This window comes from Blautia sp. MSK.18.38 (genome assembly GCF_024460535.1).
GTDB lineage: Bacteria > Bacillota > Clostridia > Lachnospirales > Lachnospiraceae > Blautia_A > Blautia_A fusiformis.
The window spans coordinates 1-19647 of record NZ_JANFYP010000028.1; the positions used below are offsets into that span (position 1 = coordinate 1).

Sequence of the window (19647 nt, forward strand, 5' to 3'; positions counted from 1 at the left end):
GGAGGAAATTCTCATGGGTAAACAATCCACCAGGGAAAACAAAACAATTTACCAGCTTTGCCGAGAAGCGGCAGGACTTACAAGAGCAGAAGCCAGTGAAAAAATGGATGCTGTCTCTGATTCAAAAATTGAAAAATTTGAATATGAAACACAAGAACCTACGCCTTATGATATCCTCCAGATGGCAGATGCCTATAAAAGACCAGATCTTTGCAATTATTATTGCTCTCACAAATGCGAAATCGGCTATCGTTATGTTCCAGAAATAGAAATGACCGATCTGTCAAATATCATTTTGGAGACAATTGCCAGTTTAAATGAAATCAATCCTCTTACCGGTCGTCTGATCCAAATTGCCCGTGACGGTAAGATCAGTGATGATGAAATGAAAGATTTTGCTTATATCAGTAAAAAACTTGATGAAATTTCTTTAGCCATAGACTCTTTGAATCTTTGGGTAGATAAAACAGCTGGAGAACAAGGGCTCAATCTTGAACTCTTAAATGCCGAAAAAGAAAAATTAAAATAATCCATAACGCCACGAAAGGATTACGACTATAGAATAACACCAACCGCAGTCAGTGTCTTTAAAGTTGAATTAATCTATAGAAACTGCTATCATATTTTTATCAGAATTTTCCAAGTAAAGGAGGACATGAGTGGATCATGAACGTAATGCCAATTTCCGAAATCATCGAAAAAGTAACCATGATTTGCAAAAAAAATAATGTAAAGCGCCTTGATTTATTCGGTTCCTTCGCCACAGGCACTGCGACCCCCACCAGTGATATTGATTTTGTAGTATACGGCTGTGATAATCTAATGCAGTTAGAAGATGATCTTCTGCAGATTGAAACGCTAAGGAAAATTGATATTTTTGACTTTGACAGTATAAAAAATGAGTATTTATTGGAGGATATAAAAAAATATGGAAAACAAATTTATTAACCTCTATAACACTTTCTGTAAAAGTCTCTCCAATCTTGCAAAAAGCAAAACAGCCGACCCCAAGACCGATTTTGTTCTCGAAGGAACTGTTCTCAATTTCAGTCTTACTTTCGACATCTCCTGGAAAGTTATGAAAGATATTCTGATCAAAAAAATGGGAATTCTTGATTTTGCAGTTGGCTCTCCACGCGAAACTCTGCAGCAGGCATTTACCAATGGTATTATTGATGATGACACCTGGCTGCAAATGCTGAAATCCAGAAATCATTTGTCTCATGATTACGATGGTACTTTCGCCGCAGAGAAATTTCAGGATATTATAAATATTTATTATCCTCTTTTTGAAAAATTCAAAAACGATGTTGCGAAATACTATAAACAGTAAACTGTGTTTTGTAGAAGAATGTTAAAACTGGCGGTCATGATTATATATCTTACCATGACCGCATAAAACAATATATATTAGTTAAATAAGAATTATTCAGCATACGATCGGATAGTCCGCAAATAATTCTCTGACATTTTCAGGCGTTACTTTTTCGCATCTCGACTCACAGACCAGATATGGATTTATCCGATACAGCACCTCCGGCAAAGCCTCTGCCTTTGGTTTTCCAAGCTGTGAAACAAAATACATCTGACGATTCAGATTCGTCACATCCACCACGTAGAAATCCACCAGCAAAAGAGAAGATTTCTTCCGTCAAGCTGTTTTTCTTCTCCGTTGATCTTTACCATAGCCAAGCTCTCCTTTCCAGGACACCTGTGATTCAAAAAAATTTCTTCATGATACAAAAAACACCGGACGATACAATATCTGTATCATCCGGCGCCTGTCTGCATCTGTGAAAAGTGGTGCCCCCAGTTCACATAAAAAACAGGGAGCACGGACACAAAATCCAATCATTTCCGACATGTATTTCCCTACGTTGGCGTTATCCGAATCAGGTTTCAGGTCAAGACTATAACGTCTACTCTCAGCCCATCCATTTGAGTTCCCCATTTCGACTCGTTATATCGCATCTGATCCCTGTTTGCAAGTACCAGTACGACCGTTTTGTAAAGAACTTGTCGGGCGCATCCATCGAAAAACTGAATATCTTTGTAGCATAATCTAAAAATTGTTGTAACTGTTACTACTATTAAAACCACACGGTCTCATTTTTAGCCGCTGATTCATAAATTGCATCCAATACCTGTGTCACAACCAATGACTGTTCTGGTCGTACAAGTGGATCCCTGTCTTCCAAAATGGCAGTCAACCATTCCTTAGCCTCCAGATACGGCGCATCATACCGTGTTCCAAAAAAGTCATGTGGCTCTCCCGGTGTAAGCACTTCTTCTGTCAGCCGACCGTATTTTCCACGATTATAAATCACTTCTTTTTGATTTCTAAGTTCCGCTCCTGCTTTCGTTCCACAAAGTGTAACCTCTGCTTCACGCGCTTCCAGTATATTTAAAGCCCAACTGGATTCCAGAACAACCAGTGCTCCACTTTTCATTTTTATGTAACCAATCGCAGAATCTTCTACATCATATTTTGATGTATCCCATGCTCCCCATAAGTTCCCATCTGTGGCCTGCGGCAGTTTTCCCAGTTTTTTAAATACTGTCCCGGTCACAGATTCCACATCATAGTTGTCCATCAACCACAACGCAAGATCAAGCGAATGTGTTCCGATATCAATTAACGGTCCACCACCCTGCTGACTTCCCTGTATAAAACTTCCCCAGGTCGGAACTCCCCTTCTGCGAATTGCATATGCTTTCGCATAGTATATCTCACCCAAATCACCATTCTGGCACGCGCTGCGGAGATGACGGACATCCGCACGATAACGATTCTGGTATCCGATAGAAAATTTTTTACCAGACTCTTTCCAGGCGGTCATCATTTTTTCCGCCTCTGCAGTATTAATTGCCATCGGCTTTTCACACATCACATGCTTTCCCGCATGAAAAGCGTCTACTGCAATTGGGCTATGGCTAATGTTTGGCGTTAAGACATATACAACATCCACATTCGGATTCGCCAGCAGCTCATTATAATTCTGGCAAACCTGTGCATTTTCTACTCCATACTCCTGTGCCGCCTTTTTTGCTCTGTCAAGTATGCCATCACAAAATGCTACTACTTCACACAAATCACCATTTGATTTTAATGCTGATAAATGCTTTCCTGTCGCGATTCCTCCACATCCAATAATTCCTATTCTTAATTTCATGTTCTCATCCTTTCACTGCGCCCATAATAAGCGCATTTTGTACCTGTCTGTTCAGCAACAAATAAATAATCAGAACAGGTGCTGTTGCTACTACCATTCCTGCACCAATTGGCCCCCATTCCGTATAAAACATTCCTGAAAGACTCTGTAATCCGATCGTCAATGTCTTCCACTTGGGTTCACTTATAAACGTCATTGCGAACATCAGCTCATTCCATGATGATAAGAATGTAAATAACGCAATTGCCGCTACCGTTGGCTTTACAAGCGGAAACATAATTTTCCAAAATAACTGATATATATTGCATCCATCTATACAGGCTGATTCTTCCATCTCTATAGGAAGAGACGCATAGGCATTTGTCAAAATCAAAATTCCTGTCGGTAATGCAAATACAATATACGGGATCAAAATTGACAGAGGATTATTAATGATATGCATCTTTCGGAAAAGTAAAAACAACGGCAGAAGTGTTGCATGAAGCGGGATTGTCATTCCTGAAATAAAAATCCAGTAAACTATTTTCTTTAATTTCCATCTCATTCTGCTTAGTGCATATGCCGATGTTGCAATTAAAATACACGCAACAATAACAACAGCCATAGACACCCAAACGCTATTAAAAAGATAGCGAAAAACATTTCCACCCATTAACGCATTTTTATAATTTTCAACTTTCCATACAAGCGGAGGCCCGGCAATATTTCCTCCAAAAATTTCTTCATTGCTTTTGAAGGAAAAGAAAACAAGCCATATAAGCGGATAAATCTGCACAGCGGCCCAAAAAACCAAAAAAGCCGTAATGATAAGCCGTATTAAAAGATTTCCTTTTCTTGAATGAAGTTTGGCATACATCTTCTTTCCCTCCTCAAGCCGATTCCTCTTTCACGAGAAATACTTTCTGCAAAATAACTGCCATAACAATACATTCAACAACGATAAATATAGAAATAGCACTTCCATAGCCATATTTATTAAGATTGAATATACTGCTAAACATTAAGGAGCTTGGAACTTCTGTCATATGAGCCGGTCCACCATTTGTTAATACATAAATCATGTCAAACGCCTTTAAAGATCCAATTACCACAAAAATCGCACATGTTCTGAGCATTGGTTTCACTAATGGAATCGTAATATACCGCGCTGCCTTAACTCCACTTGCTCCATCCAATTTTGCTGCTTCCAATATATCTTTTGATATAGAATTAATAGATGTATAAAGCAGCAACATATGGTATCCGACATTCTGCCATATAATTGGAACAAAAGCGCTAAATAAAGCTGTATTTACATCACCTAACCAGCTTCTTTGTAAGCTTTCCAGTCCCAATACTCCCAACAGAGTATTCAGTACTCCATAATTCGGGTTATAAATTTTCAACCACAGCTGTCCAATTACAACCGAAGATAATGTCATCGGGATAAAAAACACTGTCCTGTAAAATCCTTCTCCCTTAATGCCGCTGGTGAGCAGCAACGCCAGCAAAAGCGCCAGCGGCAGCTGCGTAACCAGTGTCACAAATCCGAGTAGCAGTGAATTAACAGCGGATCTTAAAAACACCTTATCCTGAAACATTTTCGCGTAATTGGAAAACCCAACAAAGATTCCTTCTCCAAATCCATTCCAGTCAAGCAAACTATACCGGAAAGACATAATAATCGAATAAAAGATAATGCCACCGAACAGAATGAGGGAAGGTGCCACAAATGCAGCAATCGCTGTTTTATTTCCCAATATCTTATTCATACTTACCTCGTAGCTGCCATAGCTTCAACATAATCATCTGCTGTCATCTGCTGTGCATAAATTCCCTGCAGTGACGTAGAATGAACATCTGCTGTTTCCGGATCCAGCAATGTATCCCATGCAAGGCAGAACCCATCTGCACCCTGCATCAAATCCAGTAATGTCTGCTGAAATGGTTTCAATTCCATATCGCCACTATATTTCCATGTCGGAAGGATCGCTCCTTCTTCATATGCGTAATTGGAAAAATGCTCACTCATAAATGTCATAAATTCAACTGCTTCTTTTTTATGAGCGCTCGTCGCTGATGCTACAAGCGTTGCACTTGCGCCTCCGACAAATGAATTCTGGTCTCCGTCTGCACCAGAAACTGCCGGCCAGTTTACCATGGTTAATTTGCCCTCAAGCGGAGATCCTTCTTCGCAAAGTAAATCTACCTTCCAGTTTCCGCTATACCACATAGCCGCTCTTCCCTGACGGAATTCCTCTGTTGCCTCATCATCTGTAAGAGCAACACTGTCCGAAGCAAATACACCTTCATCAACCATCTTCTGAAGTTCTTCCGCAGTTTTCTGCACAAATTCCTGATCAAAGTTTCCTTCGCCATTCAACATCGTTATTGTTTTTTCTACACCGCCATATCGAAGTGCCAATGCACCAAATGGAAACAGTCCCGGCCACTTATCTTTTTCCCCCATCGCAATTGGCGTAATTCCATTTTCATTAAAGGTGGCGGACACGGCATATAAATCATCCATTGTTTTTGGTATTTCAAGACCATATTCATCAAACAGAGACTGATTGCACATCAGCACTCCTATGAAGCTATCCAATGGAAGGCCGTACAATGAGCCATCATAATAAAAGTTGTTACAAATATCCGGCATCATAGCATCCAGATCAATCGTTCCATCTTCCACGTACGGATCAAGATTTTCTACCATTCCTGCTTCTACAAATGGCTTTGTAAAGCCACCTCCCCAAGCATAAAATACATCTGGAACTGCACCTGCTGCAAGCTGCGTCTTCAGCTTAGTTTTATATGCATCATTGTCTGCAGTGTCTTCTACAATCGTAATATTGGGATGAGATTCCTTATATTCATCCAATGCCTTATACCATCCTCTGCACTGCCCATCTGTCTGATCCACGAAGATATGGGACACGTTTAATGTGATCTGCTCTGCATCCTCTGCAAAAGCCGTGGTTGTAAATGCTCCTGCAACCATTCCCGTACATGCCAATACTGTTGCAGCCTTTTTTAAATGCTTTTTCATTTGCCTTTTGTTATTATTCTTCACATGAATAATAACTTCTCCTTTCCTTTGTTTTTGATGGTTTTATTATAACAAAAGCTTATCTCTTCCAATCTCACACTTTTTACATTTTTCAACACTTATTTTACCTGTTAGCTGTTTTTGATATTTTTTTGCTTTATATTCTATGTTTATTAGTTATTTTTCCTTTTATTTTTTCCATTTTTCCATTTCCTGTATCTGTTTTGCACTATTTTTCGTATTGTTTTCTGTACTCAGCTGGCGTTACGCCCACTTTCTTTTTAAATAAAATCCCAAAATAATTTGCATTATAAATTCCCACTTTTTCGCCCACTTCGTAAATCTTAAAGTTCCCATATTGCAAAAGCTGCTTTGCTTTATCAATACGTTGTTCTGTCAAATACTCTACAAATGAGCTTTTTACCTTCTCTTTAAAAAAACGGCTTAAATAGCTGCTATTCATATAATATGCCTTTGCCAATGCGCCTAATGAAAAATCCGGGTCATCTAAGTTTTCTTTTATGTATTGTTTCATAGAATAAATGAGTTTGTAACTGTCTGCCGCTGTCTCCCTCCCCCTTAACATCTCCTGCAGTGCCTGACATCCTATTAAAAATGCATTTTTTAACTCAAGTATATTCTCCGCATGTTTTACATTTTCATAAAAATTCATATATTGCATTGCAACTGCATCAATGCAACGATCTCCAAATGAAGTGTAAAAATAAAAATAGATATTCAATAATTGCACCTGCAACAGTTCCATATCATCTAACGTAACATCTTTCCATTTCAGAAAATAACTATCAATTACTTTTTCTACTTCTTCTAAATCCTCTGCCTCAACACAATATTGCAGCCTTTTCAACTCGTTGAGATCCCATAACTGCTTAGTTTCTTTTTTTTGCTGTTTCCATCTCCATATATCTTCTGGTTTATTTTCTCCATTAACCAATTCGATATTTAATTGATTAACCGCCTCTATATAGCCCTCATGAATACTCTTTTCCTGATTATATATAACCTCTGTCCCGTAATACAACGGACACTCAAATTCCTTTTTCCATTCCTCTTGCAGCTGCTTTAATATTGTCTCAGGCATGATATCTTTTTCAGGATCAAGAATAATCAACCTATTAGCCGTTCCATGAACCCAAACCATTTTTTTTAATTTTTCTTTACAATAATTGACAATCCACATCTCACAATCTAAAAGTTCTTCATTCCCAGTCCTTTTGGCAATCAGGTTTGTTTTCCATTGAAAAACAACTATCCATACCATTGGGCTTGTTTCCAAAGCCAATTCCTCCATCAACTGGCTATTCACAATTTTTTCCGGCACATCTGATTCCAGAAGCTTTGTCAAATAATAATTTTTAACGATTTCCTCTGCTTCTCTTTTAAATATCGAAAGAGTTTCTATTTCATTTCTCTTTCTGTTTTCTTCCAGAATTTTTTTCTTGATCTTAACAATACATTCTGTAAGTTCTTCCTCATTGATCGGCTTTAAAATATAGCCGTCCAACCCTATGCAAATTCCCCTTTTCGCATATTCGAAATTATCATAGCCGGTAATTGCGATCACTTTTGTGTCTGGATTTCTACCTTTTATTTTTTCTGCAAAAGTCAGACCATCTATATCTGGCATACAGATATCCGTCAAAATGATATCCGGCTTTAAAGACTCAAGCTGCCGCATTGCCAGCTCTGCTGATGCCATTTCTCCTACGACTTCAATATCTAATGCTTTCCAATCGATTATATTTCTGATTAATTGTCTAAGTAAATATTCATCATCTACAATAATCAGCCTTAGCATATTCAACACTCCTCCACTTCAATTTTCATTATAATTGTAGTACCACCATTTTCTTCCGACTCAATACTCCACCAAATTCGATCACCATAACAATACTGAAGTCGATGAAGCGTTGCAAATAATCCGAAAGATTTGCCATTTCTTCCCTCTTCTCCTGAAATAGCTTTTTTCAGAGCTTCTTTAGACATTCCGCGTCCATTATCCATTAATGTGATTTTAAGACTCTTTTCTCCTGTCCGGACTATATCAAGATTAATAATCCCTTCTGTCGTAAACCCATGTATGCCATGATTAATTGCGTTTTCCACCAACGGCTGTAAAGCAAATTTCAAAATTTTCCACTGCATAATTTCCGGATCAACCGAGTATATGTATTCAAACTCTCCACCAAAACGCATTTGTTGAATATCAATATAGCTTTTTAACATCACCAGGTTTTTCTCTATTGTTATAAAATCATCTCCTTTGCTGAGATTAATTTTATAAAATCTGGAGAGCGCATCTATCATTGCATATGCATCATCATATCGTTTCAAAACAAACAACGCTTTTATGGAGTCAAATGTATTATATAAAAAATGAGGATTTATCTGTGCAGTAAGCACTTTTAAATCTGCTTTTCCCTTTAATCGTTCTGCCTCCTTTGTTTTTTCCAGCAATTCATTGATTTTTTTTACCATTTCATTGTAAACATGTATTAGTTCCTGTATTTCGTAATGAGCAGAATTCATTTTCACTGGCTGAAATACACCGTTTTGCAGACAGCGCATCGCAATCATCAGCTCCTTTATCGGTCGTGTATATAGTTTAGAAATCATAACAATGCAAACCAGGGTGAGCATAGCCTGTAAAATAATCAATGCAATATCCACTAAACTTTTCTCTCGATTTCTTTGATAGGCATCCTCTACCGAAATAGCATCCATATAATATCCTTCCTCCGATTTCAAAATACAAAACATATATTTTTCATCAAACATATTCCGGAGCACCATTGCTTTTTCATTCTGAATCATGTCTTTTCCGATTTTCTGCATTTCGTCCATATACACATTATCAGAGATCACAATTACAGATTCCTCATTATTCAAAAGACAAAATACCCTTTCATATTTGTCCGCATTATCCGCCACTAAAAAATCCTTTAATACATCGGAAGAGACCGTCATAATCATATAACCGATTTTTTTAAAATTAGTCGTACTTCTTACTGCTCTTCTGAAACTAATCTCCGGCATATCACCTTTTCTGTAAAAATCATCGCTCGAAAAATCAACATGATATTCCCCATATTCCTCTTCATCATACCATTCATAATCTTTAATACAACGATATCGTGGATAATGCAGCTCCTGCCTATCTGCTGAGGCTACCAGTCCATTATTACTATACAAATAAATAGATTCTATCTGCTTTACATTTACAACCAGTTCCCACAGATAATTATTAACATTGTCCTGCAATGAAAAATCAACCTGCCCACTCGAATTTTTATCCAGTAACTCCTGAACTCCTGCATTGGAAAAACAAATTCTTGAATAACCATCCAAAGTGTCTACTAAATTTTCCATCATCCTATCTATACTATCCAAATATGTCAAAGACGCATTTTCAAGTTTTTGATACACGAAAAATGAATTATAATATCTGTTTACGCCAAGAAAGACCGTGAGGATTAAAACAATCGACACGGTCATAACAATTGACATTTTGCTGGAAATACTTACTCTGCTTACTTTCTCTTTCATTAATTTACGTATATTCATATCCCTCTATAACGTGATTTTATACACACTTTCTGCTGTTTTATATAACACTTGTTCCATTTCTTTTTCTGGCACAACGGTTTTTATTGTTTCATATTGCACAGTAACATTGTTTACGTGGTCTGAAGAAAACATTATCTTCCCTGCCCCCAGTTCCTTATAAATCATGCCCATATCTGCAACACCGGTCCAAGTCGGTTCAAGATACACATTTTCACAAATCTGCGCCAAAATAACCGCTTCTCTGGCCATCACTCCCATTCCCGCATGTGCCACTACAATTTTTAATTCAGGATACTCTTTTGCAGCTTTCAAAATATGCATCGGACTTGAAAATGGTATTCCTGATCCGGTATGAACCATCATCGGCACACCCAACTCAGCTGCCACAGAAAAAGCATACATGCCATCCTCTGATTCAGGATCACAGGCGTGACCAATTGGTGTTAATTTCAATCCTACAAAACCAAGCTCTTTTACGCACCGAATAGCTTCTTCTCTATATTCTTCCTGTGTAAAATGCGGATAAATAGATGCCATCCCCCAGATTTTCATTTTATCACACTTCGAAAATTCAAAAATTCTATCATGGATTTCTTTATTTGCCTTTAATGAAAAACGTGGTAACGATGGCTGTACAATTGCTCCCTGTACGATCGTATCCTTATAGCCATCCAGTAAATTTTCCTCTGTAATTACATGTCCAAACACAACATCTTTGCCCAAATGAGCATGTACATCCAGTGCTCTCATATTTTACCCTTGCTCCTTCCTGTCATTTTATCGCTTCACTCGTGCGCCAGCCCCCCGCATAACCGCCTCAACCTCTTTTCGGTTTGCCATACTCGTATCTCCAGGTGTTGTCATTGCAAGCGCTCCATGTGCCACTCCTAATTCAAGTGCTGTTTCCGGATCTCCTGTCGTCAACATCCCATAAATCAGACCAGATGCAAAAGAATCTCCACCGCCTACGCGATCTAAAATCTCAAGATTCTCATACCTTTTTGAATTATAAATTCGACCTTCTGCCCAGCAAATAGCACCCCAATCATTCACAGTGGCCGTCTTTACCTCTCTAAGCGTCGTTGCCACCATTTTCAGATTTGGATATTTCTCTACTACATTATTAATCATGCGCTCGTATCCTTCAAGATTTAATTTCTTTAATTCATTATCATTACCATCTACATCAAATCCCAAACACGCAGTAAAATCTTCTTCATTTCCAATCATTACATCTACATATTTTGCCACTTCTTTATTTACTTCCTGCGCTTTCTCAATACCACCAATTGCAGACCACATAGATGGGCGATAATTTAAATCATACGAAACAATTGTACCATATTTTTTGGCAATTTTTATTGCATCCACTACCGTTTCACATGATTTTTCTGAAAGTGCTGCATAAATTCCTCCTGTATGAAACCAGCGTACACCAAGCTTTCCAAAAATATATTCAAAATCAAAATCTGCCGAAGTTGCCTTGGAAATTGCAGTATTCGCACGATCCGAGCATCCTAACGCTCCGCGGATTCCAAATCCTCGTTCTGTAAAATTCAGGCCATTTCTGCATACCCGTCCTATTCCATCAGTATCTGCCCACTTAATCAATGATGTATCTACTTTTCCCTGACAGATCAGATCTTCTAACAACATTCCCACTTCATTTTTGGCAAATGCAGAAATAACTGCTGTATCTAACCCAAAGCACTTACTCAGGCCTCGAATCACATTATATTCTCCGCCGCCTTCCCAAACTCGAAATGAACGCGCAGTGCGAATTCTTCCTTCACCCGGATCCAGTCGCAGCATTACTTCGCCAAGTGAAACTGCATCATATTTACATTCACACGATTCCTTTAGATGTAAATCCATTTTTTCATTATCTCCTTTTTTCGTTTCTATTTTCTGACCTGATTTCACCTTTTAATTTTGCAGCTTCTATTACCAGACTTCGGATTCTGTCAAATTCACCGTTCTGAATCCATTCCCTTTTTACCATCCAGCTCCCCCCGCAAGCTGCTACTGCCTTATACGAAAGAAACTCTTTTAAATTCTCTTTATTTACTCCACCGGTCGGCACAAATTTCATTTCATTATACGGTGCTGCCAACGCTTTAATCATTGCCACCCCACCAAACTGAACCGCCGGGAAAAATTTCACCATTTTTAAACCACAGGCGATCGCCTGCATTATTTCAGATGGTGTAACGCATCCAGGTAAAACTGGAATTTTTCGTTCCAGGCAATAGTCAACCACTTTTGAATCAAACCCGGGACAAACAATAAATCGTGCACCTGCATTCATCGCACGTTCAACCTGTTCTACATTTAAAACAGTCCCAGCTCCAACTATCATCTCGGGATACTTTTGCGTCATAATGCGGATACTTTCTTCCGCAGCCTGTGTTCGAAATGTAATTTCCGCACACGGAAGCCCACCCGCCACTAATGCTTCTGCAAGCGGTTCTGCATTTTTTGCTTCATCGATTACGATAACCGGAATAACTCCTATTTTTTCAATTTTTTCCTGAAAATCCTTCATACTAATCTCCATTCCGCCGCCTTCGGCTGGCGGCGCAAATAGTAATGAAAGTGTTCCAACTCTCTACACTGTGCTGTAAAATAGTTTGCAAGAAGCTACACTACAAAGCACGGGAGGAGGAGTTGTAATAACTTTCTTCGTTTTAGACAGCATACTAATCAGTGTAAGTTCTGCCTTTTCAAGCACAAATAAGTGACATCATGAATCCGTACACTAAGAATTGTTTAAGCCTTTCGTTTAATTGTGTGGCAGTTCAGTCAATGGCTTCTTATCATTCACGAAAGGAGTCTGACTATGAAAGTTACTTATCAAACCTGTTGTGGTGTCGATGTCCACAAATCTTTTCTCGTTGCCACAATTGTAAAAACCACTGGTGGCATTGAGCCTTCTTACCAAAAGAAGCGCTTTTCCACCTTTAACAATTCAATTCTTGAATTCAAGCAATGGCTTCTCGACAATGATTGCCATAATGTCTGCATGGAATCCACAGGTAAATACTGAGTTCCTGTCTTTAATCTTCTGGAAGATGATATCAATGTTGTCATTGCCAATCCTAAATGGGTAAAGGCGGTGAAAGGCAACAAAGATGATACAAAAGATTCTAAATGGATTGGAGATTTGTTCCGCCTTGGACTTGTCAAAGGCAATTATATTACTTGCAAGAAAGTCCGTATTCTTAGGGAATACACTCGCTATCGTTACAAGCTTGTTTCCTGCCGTTCAAGTGAAAAGAATAGATATCAGAATGCTCTTACCGTTTGTAATGTTGCATTAGATTCTGTTGTTTCCGATATCTTTGGGAAGTCATCCACATCCATTATCGACTATCTGCTTGAACAATCGGGTACATCTATTAACCACGAAGAAATCGCATCTAAGCTTCTTAGGAGGCTCAAATCCAAAGAAGATGCTGTCCAGTTTCTCTGTACCATTCCGGGTGTCAAACGTGATAGTGCAATCACTGTCATCTCCGAAATCGGTACTGACATGTCTCAGTTCTCAAGTTCTAAACGTTTGTGTTGCTGGGCTGGTTTAACGCCAGGCAGCAATGAGTCTGCTGGTAAGAAGAAGTCTGTTCGGATTACACGTGCCGGTATCTACCTCAAACCTGCATTAGTACAGTGTGCTCATGCAGCCGTAAAATCTGACAAATCTCCTTACTACAAAAAGAAATATGATTCTCTTGTCAAACGCCGTGGCAAGAAAAGAGCCATTATCGCTATTGCCCGTATGATTCTTACTGCTATCTATCAGATGCTGTCTACTGGTGAGCAGTGGAATCCGAGCGATCTTTACAAAATCGATATGCCTGTAGCTCTTGTTGAAAAACAAAAAGCAAAAGCTATCAAGCAAGCCAAGAAACTATTACAACGAGAGGGATTATTTCCTCCTGATGAACCATTAGCTTCTTGATTTAATTTTCTAACTCTATAACACTTTAAAAAGTTGCCTGCCTTAGACAGCTTATTCAAGTGCGTCAATTTATGGTCTTCCTCTACTTTCTTTCACACTACACTACTGCCTCTTTCCCTCAATTATTAACGATGCTGCATCTATCATTCGTTCTCATAAGTGGGAATCACTGCTCCTTTTGATGCAGATGTCACATTTTTTGCATACTGGTACAAATATCCTTCTACCTTTTGATGACATATGTATTTCTTTTTCCTTCGTTCTTCAAAATCTACATCTATTGCATCAATTTTTCCATTTTCCACATCGACTGATATCATATCCCCATCCTGTAAATATGCAATCGCTCCATCGTCTGCAGCTTCAGGACAAATATGCCCCACAAAGCACCCGTTGTTTGATCCTGAAAATCTGCCATCTGTAATCAGACATACCTTCGATCCCAAGCCTAAGCCAACTAACAGCTTCATAGCTTTATACATTTCCGGCATCCCTGGTCCACCTTTGGGTCCTTCATTTCGAATCACAACAACTTCCCCACCTTGTACTTCTCCATTCCGAATTCCTGTCAACGCCGATTCTTCACTTTCATAAATCTTTGCTTTTCCACAAAAGTGTACTGCCTCTTCTGGAATTGCTGACGGCTTCGTTACCGCACCGTCGGGTGCTATATTTCCATACAGGATCTTAATACCTGCTCGCTTATGTACTGGATTTTGAATTGCATGAATTACTTCCCGAGATCTATTCTCTGCATGCATCAAATTCTCATATAATGTATCTCCTGTACATGTTAATGCATCCACATACAGTTTTTCTTCCATCTCTTTCATCAAAGCCTGTACGCCGCCAGCTTCAAAGAAATCAAACAATGTATATTTTCCAGCCGGAATCATAGCCACCAAATGCTGAATCCCACTGCTGATCGTTTCAAAATCATCTATTGTTAAATTAATTTTTCCGCTATGTGCAATTGCCAGCAAATGCAATACAGCGTTTGTTGACCCTCCCATCGCTGAATTTACCATTATTGCATTTGCCAGCGCCCTTTTTGTAATAATATCCTGAATCCTTATATTCTTATGTACCAAATCAACGATTGCTTTTCCACTATTGTAAGCGGCGGCCATACGTTTACTATATACTGCCGGAATCGTAGCTGAACCTGGCAGCATGATTCCCATAGCTTCTGCAAGGCATCCCATTGTATTTGCTGTACCAAGCATCGCGCAGGATCCAACTGTCGGCATTGCATTATCCTCTATCCACTTAAACTCTTTTTCTGTAATCTTTTCTGCCTGTAAAGCTCCTTCCGACTGCTGAATACAGGAATGGTCGATCCACTCTCCTCCATAGGGATTTCCATCTGCCATATGTCCCGGAAGACTTGGTCCTCCATTAATAAAAATTGCAGGCAAATTTACCCTCATTGCTCCTATCAACATTCCCGGAATAATTTTGTCACAGCTTCCCAGTAATACAATGCCGTCTAAACGATGAGCCTGCACCATTGCCTCCACATCATTTGCAATCATTTCTCTTGCCGGAAGGATATAACGCATGCCCTCGTGTCCCATTGCAATTCCATCACAGGCACCAATTGTTCCAAATTCAATTGGCATCCCCCCTGCCGCCTGAATTCCTTCACGAATTCTTTCTGCCATCTGGCGCAGGACAATATGACCCGGACAAATCGAATTATATGCATTTGCAATCCCAATGATTGGGCGTTTCAGTTCCTCTTCTGCATATCCGTCTGCTTTATATAAAGCTCTTACATTTGCATACCCGGGACCCTGTAAAATTTCATGACTTCTGTAAGACATTTTTTATCACCCTTCCATAAATTATAATCTCTCACAATCTTCATACTGATAAACTTAAAACTTTTATCGTGTTAACTCCAGTTTTTCATAGTCATACAGCCTGCTAAAAAAGGCAAGCTGTATTTCTTATTATTTCTCACATGCAACATATCTAAACTGATAGTTACCAGATCCAATTTCTTTTCTTTCTTGTCCTGGAATCAGCAAAACTGCTTCCGTATTTGGCGGAATTACCACAGACACTAAAATTTCGTCTTCGTTTCTCTCCCAATCTATGCAGACTTCTCCATACGGTGTCTTTACACTGGATGATACAAATCTGAGATCTCCTATCATTGCCGGCTTAATTTCAATTTTCTTGTATGCCGGCTTTAATGGCTTAATTCCAGCCAGCTTTTCGTAAAAGAAGCTGCTTATACTGCCGAACATCGGCTGATTATGATTCGCAGGACACTGATAAAATCCATACTCTTTTTCCCAGTATTCCCATAATGTAGTGGCTCCATTTGTAATCATATATCCATAGCTTGGATACGTTACGCTAGTAATCATATGATAGGCTACTTCACCAAGGCCAAATTCAACAAGTGTTTCAAATAATAATGGTGTCCCAAAAATTCCTGTATCTAAGTTTCCTTCGCACTCCTTGGTAATATGTTTCTCCAAATACTGTTTTACTTCGCAAAGTTCTCTTTCTCTGATAGCACCCAACTTATTCGCAAATGCTTCCGTTCCCTGTGCCCCAATACTGTACCTACCATTTTTAGAATCATAAAACTCGTTTCTAAAGCTAAGCACTGTTTCATTATACTGATTCTGAAAATACTCTGCATCTGCTGACCGGCCAAGCACCTCTGCCAATTCTGTCATAAGTTTCGCATTATATGCATAGAAAAAAGTATTAACAAATCGCGGAGGTATTAAAATTTCTCCAGGTGTCGACCATTCTCCAAGACAGTCCTTATCTGTACCTTCACCCTCAACAATTCCTTTTTCCATTCCGGTCTGCAGGAATTGCATCCAATGAATCATATTATCAAAATACTCTTCTGCACTCTTCGTGTCTCCGTAGTAACGGTACATAAGCCATGTGATAATAATCAAAGCACTGCCCCAGGCCGGACCACCACCGCCGTCCTGACATGGTACTGTGTGTGGCAAAAATCCTGTTGTCTTGTCCTGTGCATCTATAAAGTCATCCATCCAGTCGGAATAGAATTCGTGCATGTCATAGCTATACATCATAGCTTTTGCTGTAATCAATGCATCCCCTCCATACCCCTGCCGTTCTCTGTGAGGAGAATCAAGTGGAATGCCTCCATGTAAACCACTCTCCATCGACCACAGACTTGCTTTCTGAATCTGATTGATCAATGCGTTAGAGCATATAAATTTACCTGACCGTTCGACACCTGCCCGAATATGCACCGCCACAAAGTCTTCCCTCTTTGGGATTCCCGGATATCCCTGTACCTCTACATATCGAAATCCATGCCACGTAAATGCCGGTTCATAATATTCTTCTTTTTTTCCACTTAAAATATAAATATCTTTTTGCTGTTTCCACCCGCTTCCAGTACTATAATAATTTATTTTCCCATCCGGCCATAGTTCTTCACCAAACCGTAACTGAACCTTATCTCCCTCTTTGCCAGATACCCTCATTTTAACCCAGCCAGTCATATTCTGACCAAAATCAATCACATACATTCCGGGCGTTACTTCACTGATCTTCTTTGGAAAAAGTTCGCAAATCTTTTGATCTGACGGAGCTTTCTGTTTGGTTAATTCTCCGCCTGGTTTCTCTGCTTTACCTGCAAATTTCCAATCCAGGTCTTCGAAATCTTTTTCTCGCCAGCCTATACTCTCCTTACGTGCATCATATATTTCTCCAAAATAAATATTATTATAAATTCTAGGGCTTTCATGCCATTTCGTATTTTCATCGCTTATAAATACATCTTTGTCTCCATCTGCATATTCTATTTCAATCTGGAACAAAAGCTTTGGATATCCATACCATAATTTTTTTTCGTTAATTTTATCTTTTTGGTTATACCATCCATTACCAAGCTCAACACCAAAAACATTTTCTCCGTGAACAACCGCAGTTGTTATATCATATGTATGGTAAAAAACTCGTTCCGTATAATGCGTTCGATTCGGCGTGAGAACATCTTCCCCACATTTTTTTCCGTTAAGATAAGCTTCGTAATACCCTAACCCGGAAATATACAACCGCCCGGATTTCGGCTGCTTCTCTATATTGCAGACTTTTCTAAAATAAACCGCTGCTGCCTTCTCTGGCGCACAAATCCACTCTGCTTCCCAATCCGTCTTATTTAATAAACCGGCTTCAAAAAAAGCCTCCTCACTCCATTCAGAAACATTTTCCTTTTCATCCCATATACGAACTTTCCAATAAACCCTCTCTCTGGATGCAAGCTGCTTTCCTTTATACGGAATGTTCACAGATTCGCCGGAATAAACTTTTTCGCTATCCCAGACAAGAACTTCCTTAATATCCGACTCCTTTTTAAATACCTGAATCTGGTAGGCACTCTGTTTGCGGTTTTTTCCATACGCCGTCATTCTCCAGGATAAGCGTGGAGCTACATTGTGAATTCCTATCGGATTTACTTTATAATCGCTACGTAAATCGATTGCCTTAATTTCTTCTTTACTACCCTTCATCTTATCTCCAATCCAGAACAACACCCATTGCCTGCGTGCGATCCTTTAACAGCATCTGATACATCTGCGGTGCCTCTTTATAGCTTACACGATGTGTAATCATTTCTGACATATCTACCTGTTTGTTGTAAATCAACTTAAAAAATGTTTCACTATTTCTTTCACATGTCCACGGATTGTCATAAGTTTTTACCGGTGCCTGTGAAGATGTATGTGCGCCAATAATGTTTACACTTACTGCATTACAACAATCATGAAAATCAATTAAGGTCTTTTTCTTAGGTGAACTCAACATACAAAGCTTTCCCTGCTGGTGCAAAGCTAAAAATTCTTCCGGAATCGCATCTGCATTTCCCGTTGTTTCAATAACAATATCTGCCATATCCCCATATGTATATTCTTTTATAATCGAGATTGGATCTTCTTTTGTGGAGCAAATCGGAATAATTGCCCTCTGATCAGGTAAATGCTTCAGTCTTGCTTCACTCCTGTTTACCACAAAAATTTCTGTACATCCTCCTGCAAGTAAAAACCTGGCCGCCAGTTGACCTACAATACCAGCTCCATATACTACAACCCTGTTTCCTAATTCGATACCAGTTCTTCGAATTCCATTGATCGTTGTTTCTGCAAGTGCAAAAAATGTTGCTTCTTCTGGTTTAATTTCATAATTAATCATACGAAGCTCATTTACATTCACAATGACATACTGTGAATGTCCACTGAAACTTGCTACACGTTTTCCAATTAAATCCTTTGAAACACCTTCACCTACTTCTTCAATAATACCCACATTTGAGTAACCACTCTTTTGCGGATAGTGAATATATTCTGACCATTTTGATTTTTCCGGACATTCCCCAGTCAAGAAAGTTAATTCCGTTCCTGTGCTAATTAAGGTTTGTTCCGTTCGAATCAAAACCTCTGATTTTCCTGGCTTAGGGCAATCAATTTCTTGTATTTCAGCCTTATATGGTTCAGTAAAAATAACAGTATTACTTTTCATTTTCCCTTCCTCCATTCATTAAATTGTTTGTTTTCTGTTTATTTTTTTGTATTTTTTAGTAACTTTATTATACATTTGTTCTTTCTATTTTCTTCTCAGTATTTTTACCTGTTTTGTATATTTTTTTGTCTTTCATAATCTGATATTCTACACATTTAAAAAACTGCATTATTTAAAATACAGTTTTAGACAAAAAACATCATTGCAATTCCTCTTTTATGGGCAGTAAAGTTTTGATTAACCAATAGAAAAAAATCCATCGAGTCATGCATTTATCGAACTCGATGGATTTTTATTCTGATTTTTTATGTTTTTTTGTTAAAGGAACCATGAAGTTATGAAGAAAAAGACTGATCAAAATCTTATAATTCATA

General features: G+C 38.7%; 16 protein-coding genes and 1 pseudogene. 4 read left to right on the forward strand and 13 right to left on the reverse strand.

Annotation, left to right across the window (positions count from 1 at the left end):
* Positions 1-13: 13 nt before the first annotated feature.
* The 3 genes from NE638_RS14785 (at position 14) to NE638_RS14795 (ending at position 1333) form a co-directional block, all read left to right on the forward strand.
* Positions 14-529, forward strand: coding sequence for a helix-turn-helix domain-containing protein (locus tag NE638_RS14785; protein WP_015526458.1), 516 nt, complete (start codon positions 14-16; stop codon positions 527-529).
* A gap of 137 nt (positions 530-666) precedes the next feature.
* Positions 667-948: a nucleotidyltransferase family protein gene (locus NE638_RS14790; protein ID WP_021652517.1), complete on the forward strand. Its 282-nt coding sequence runs from the start codon at positions 667-669 to the stop codon at positions 946-948.
* Positions 929-1333: an HI0074 family nucleotidyltransferase substrate-binding subunit gene (locus tag NE638_RS14795; protein WP_021652518.1), complete on the forward strand. Its 405-nt coding sequence runs from the start codon at positions 929-931 to the stop codon at positions 1331-1333. The genes NE638_RS14790 and NE638_RS14795 overlap by 20 nt, the downstream gene beginning before the upstream one ends.
* 96 nt (positions 1334-1429) lie before the next feature.
* Here the strand turns inward: NE638_RS14795 and NE638_RS14800 are convergent, their stop codons facing one another.
* The 10 genes from NE638_RS14800 to NE638_RS14845 all read right to left on the reverse strand — a co-directional run bounded on the left by NE638_RS14800 (position 1430) and on the right by NE638_RS14845 (position 12334).
* Positions 1430-1612: a ThiF family adenylyltransferase gene (locus NE638_RS14800; RefSeq protein WP_021652519.1), complete on the reverse strand. Its 183-nt coding sequence runs from the start codon at positions 1610-1612 to the stop codon at positions 1430-1432.
* A 478-nt stretch (positions 1613-2090) separates the two neighbouring features.
* The gene (locus tag NE638_RS14805; protein ID WP_021652523.1) at positions 2091-3173 is read right to left on the reverse strand and encodes a Gfo/Idh/MocA family protein; all 1083 of its coding nucleotides are present in this window, start codon (positions 3171-3173) and stop codon (positions 2091-2093) included.
* A 4-nt stretch (positions 3174-3177) separates the two neighbouring features.
* On the reverse strand, positions 3178-4029 hold the full coding sequence (locus NE638_RS14810; protein WP_021652524.1) for a carbohydrate ABC transporter permease: 852 nt from the start codon (positions 4027-4029) through the stop codon (positions 3178-3180).
* Positions 4030-4042: 13 nt separating this feature from the next.
* Positions 4043-4924 (reverse strand): carbohydrate ABC transporter permease, encoded by an 882-nt coding sequence (locus NE638_RS14815; protein WP_021652525.1) that lies wholly within the window; start codon positions 4922-4924, stop codon positions 4043-4045.
* Between the two features lie 2 nt (positions 4925-4926).
* Positions 4927-6225 carry an ABC transporter substrate-binding protein gene (locus NE638_RS14820; protein ID WP_044962128.1) on the reverse strand — a complete coding sequence of 433 codons (1299 nt, stop codon included), beginning with the start codon at positions 6223-6225 and terminating at the stop codon, positions 4927-4929.
* 205 nt (positions 6226-6430) lie between these two features.
* Positions 6431-8020, reverse strand: a complete 1590-nt coding sequence (locus NE638_RS14825) for a response regulator transcription factor (RefSeq protein ID WP_021652527.1) — start codon at positions 8018-8020, stop codon at positions 6431-6433.
* A gap of 2 nt (positions 8021-8022) precedes the next feature.
* Entirely contained in the window at positions 8023-9786 is a 1764-nt protein-coding gene (locus NE638_RS14830; RefSeq protein WP_129975847.1) for a cache domain-containing sensor histidine kinase, read from the reverse strand.
* 6 nt (positions 9787-9792) lie between these two features.
* Positions 9793-10539 (reverse strand): amidohydrolase family protein, encoded by a 747-nt coding sequence (locus tag NE638_RS14835; protein ID WP_021650083.1) that lies wholly within the window; start codon positions 10537-10539, stop codon positions 9793-9795.
* A gap of 27 nt (positions 10540-10566) precedes the next feature.
* Positions 10567-11664, reverse strand: a complete 1098-nt coding sequence (locus NE638_RS14840) for a sugar kinase (RefSeq protein ID WP_044960363.1) — start codon at positions 11662-11664, stop codon at positions 10567-10569.
* Positions 11665-11671: 7 nt separating this feature from the next.
* Positions 11672-12334, reverse strand: coding sequence for a bifunctional 4-hydroxy-2-oxoglutarate aldolase/2-dehydro-3-deoxy-phosphogluconate aldolase (locus tag NE638_RS14845; RefSeq protein WP_044960365.1), 663 nt, complete (start codon positions 12332-12334; stop codon positions 11672-11674).
* 294 nt (positions 12335-12628) lie between these two features.
* Between NE638_RS14845 and NE638_RS14850 the strand changes: the two are divergent.
* Positions 12629-13747 (forward strand): annotated as a pseudogene (locus NE638_RS14850) (IS110 family transposase).
* A gap of 143 nt (positions 13748-13890) precedes the next feature.
* On the opposite strand, the gene ilvD reads toward NE638_RS14850, so the two are convergent.
* The 3 genes from ilvD to NE638_RS14865 all read right to left on the reverse strand — a co-directional run bounded on the left by ilvD (position 13891) and on the right by NE638_RS14865 (position 19273).
* Complete coding sequence (ilvD, locus tag NE638_RS14855; RefSeq protein WP_021650088.1) at positions 13891-15573, reverse strand: dihydroxy-acid dehydratase; 1683 nt, start codon at positions 15571-15573, stop codon at positions 13891-13893.
* 129 nt (positions 15574-15702) lie between these two features.
* Positions 15703-18267 (reverse strand): alpha-L-rhamnosidase, encoded by a 2565-nt coding sequence (locus tag NE638_RS14860; protein ID WP_044960367.1) that lies wholly within the window; start codon positions 18265-18267, stop codon positions 15703-15705.
* A 1-nt stretch (position 18268) separates the two neighbouring features.
* Positions 18269-19273 (reverse strand): zinc-binding dehydrogenase, encoded by a 1005-nt coding sequence (locus NE638_RS14865; protein ID WP_161206385.1) that lies wholly within the window; start codon positions 19271-19273, stop codon positions 18269-18271.
* Positions 19274-19647: the final 374 nt, after the last annotated feature.